General features: G+C 38.7%; 3 protein-coding genes and 1 pseudogene. 3 read left to right on the forward strand and 1 reads right to left on the reverse strand.

Annotated features, from left to right (window positions below; genetic code table 11):
- Positions 1 to 160: SsrA-binding protein (locus SD31_RS21445; RefSeq protein ID WP_410528274.1), on the reverse strand; the 160-nt coding region annotated here is incomplete at its 3' end.
- Between the two features lie 404 nt (positions 161 to 564).
- Between SD31_RS21445 and SD31_RS20420 the strand changes: the two genes are divergently transcribed.
- The 3 genes and pseudogenes from SD31_RS20420 to SD31_RS13770 all read left to right on the forward strand — a co-directional run.
- Entirely contained in the window at positions 565 to 921 is a 357-nt protein-coding gene (locus SD31_RS20420; RefSeq protein WP_262506653.1) for an aminotransferase class I/II-fold pyridoxal phosphate-dependent enzyme, read from the forward strand.
- A gap of 10 nt (positions 922 to 931) precedes the next feature.
- Positions 932 to 1774, forward strand: coding sequence for an aminotransferase class I/II-fold pyridoxal phosphate-dependent enzyme (locus tag SD31_RS13765; RefSeq protein ID WP_262506654.1), 843 nt, complete (start codon positions 932 to 934; stop codon positions 1772 to 1774).
- A 24-nt stretch (positions 1775 to 1798) separates the two neighbouring features.
- A pseudogene (locus SD31_RS13770) lies at positions 1799 to 2455 on the forward strand (hypothetical protein); the annotation flags it as partial.

Consider the following 2455-nt stretch of genomic DNA (forward strand, 5'->3'; position numbering starts at 1 on the left):
TTGGCTTCATGATTGTAAAGGAGCCATGCGAATATTCCGCTATATGCATATTACGGATGTAAAGCCCGTCTTCGAAGAAAGTACAKRAACTATCGTTAATATTGGCTTTCCCCTCTCGGATAGATTGATCTCCGTGCCAGAAGCTGAATGCCCGCCACATACCTGTCTAGCAGGTGGTAATCAAATGATGCTCTTTTATTTTTTATTGTTTGACTTGTGATGATATAGCCATGTTAATGTTCGTTAGGTTGCAAATTTACTAAAATAAAATATTCATTTTTATTTGGATAATCTTGTTAGTATATTAACAATAATTTAACTTTATGATATTTATAAGATTAGAAAATTGTAAATAATCGGCCAAAGTTTTGTAAGTTTGCACGTTTTGATAGAAGTTCTATACTCATCATAAGTCGGTGGTGTATCGGTCTTTGTAAGAATGTTATAATAAAGTAAAAGTTTATTATCTCTTGATACTAAGACGATATTAAGCTGTACTTTTGACGAATATTGGATTTTAGTCAAAAAGTAAATTAAAATCGCATTAATAGAAATATCTATAGCATGAGCAAGGGAAAGTTAAGTGAAAGAACGTCTAAGTTTCTTCAAGAACAACTAGAGCCTATAAAAGCAAACGGATTGTATGCCTATTTTAGACCTATCCAATCTAAGCAAGATACCGAAGTGATGATTGATGGAAAGCGGGTGTTGATGTTTGGCTCTAACTCGTATTTAGGTCTTACCACAGACCCTCGTATTATCAAGGCCGCTCAAGATGCATTAGCAAAATATGGTACCGGTTGTGCAGGTTCTAGATTTTTGAACGGAACTTTAGATATTCATGTTGAATTAGAGGAAAAATTAGCAGACTATGTAGGGAAGGAAGCGGCGGTTCTTTTCAGTATCGGGTTTTCAATCTAATTTAGGTCCTTTGTCATGTATCACTGGTCGTAATGACTATATCTTGTTGGATGAGCGTAATCATGCTTCAATCATAGATGGGAGTAGACTTTCATTTTCGAAAGTTATCAAGTATGCCCACAATGATATGGAAGACCTAAGAGCTAAGCTGTCTCGTCTTCCGGAAGAGAGTTTCAAGCTTATCGCTACCGACGGTATTTTCAGTATGGAAGGTGATATTGTAAAACTTCCAGAGCTGGTGAAAGTGGCCGAAGAGTTTGATGCTGCTGTGATGTGTGATGATGCCCACAGTTTGGGTGTTATCGGTGAGCGAGGTGCCGGTACTGAAAGCCATTTCGGTCTGAAAAACAAAGTAGACTTGATCATGGGTACTTTCAGTAAGTCCCTTGCCTCTTTAGGAGGTTTTATAGCTGCGGATAAAGATACTATAGAGTACCTTAAACATAGAGCCCGTTCTTTGATGTTCTCGGCAAGTATGACTCCAGCTTCTGTAGCCTCTACGCTGAAAGCTTTAGAGATCATCCAATCAGAGCCTGAACATATCGAAAAACTTTGGGCAAATACAAACTACGCGAAGAAATTGTTGTTGGATAATGGCTTCGATCTGGGACATACCGAAAGTCCTATTCTTCCGATCTTCGTTCGTAACAACGATAAGACGTACTATGTGACTAAAGCACTTCAAGATAATGGTGTATTCGTAAATCCTGTGGTGGCACCGGCAGTTCCTGCCGAAGAGTCGTTGATTCGATTCTCATTGATGGCTACCCATACATTCGACCAAATTGAAGAGGCTGTTGAAAAGATGGCTAAAATCTTCAAAACAGCAGAAGTAGAGTCTTTTGTTGGATAATGAAAGATCCAAAAATAAAAGGAAATGATTAATATCATACCTGTAACAACAAAAAAACAACGTGCGGAATTCATTGATTTTCCGCATGATTTGTATATGGGGGATCCAAATTATGTGCCTGAGCTTTTCATGGCGCAAGATGATTTGTTGAATCCAGACAAACACCCTTTTTATAAGAATTCGTCGGCTCAGCTTTTTCTGGCATACAAGGACAAGAAGATTGTAGGACGTATCGCCGCTATCTGGAACAATGTATATAATCAGTATTACAATGTTTCGGAAGGGCAATTCGGTTTTTTCGACTGTATCAATGATCAGGAAGTAGCCGACAAATTGTTTGACACAGCGGTCGAGTGGGTGAAATCCAAAGGAGGAAACAAGATTTTTGGTCCCGTAAATCCTTCTACCAACGAAACTTGCGGCATGTTGATCGAAGGGTTTGACCTGCCACCGATGGCTATGATGCCTTATAACCGACCGTATTATAATGAGCTGGTAGACAATTACGGATTTACAAAGCAGGTTGATTTAAGAGCTTATCTGGTGCGTTCGGAAAATGCAAACCTTCGGTCGGTGATGCTATTGGATAAGCTGGAAGAAAGATTGAAACGATCCGGCATTATATTGCGTCAGATTGATTTAAAGAATTTTACCCAAGAGGCGGATAAAATTAAAAAGGTA

This window comes from Sphingobacterium sp. T2, assembly GCF_000814685.1.
GTDB lineage: Bacteria > Bacteroidota > Bacteroidia > Sphingobacteriales > Sphingobacteriaceae > Sphingobacterium > Sphingobacterium thermophilum.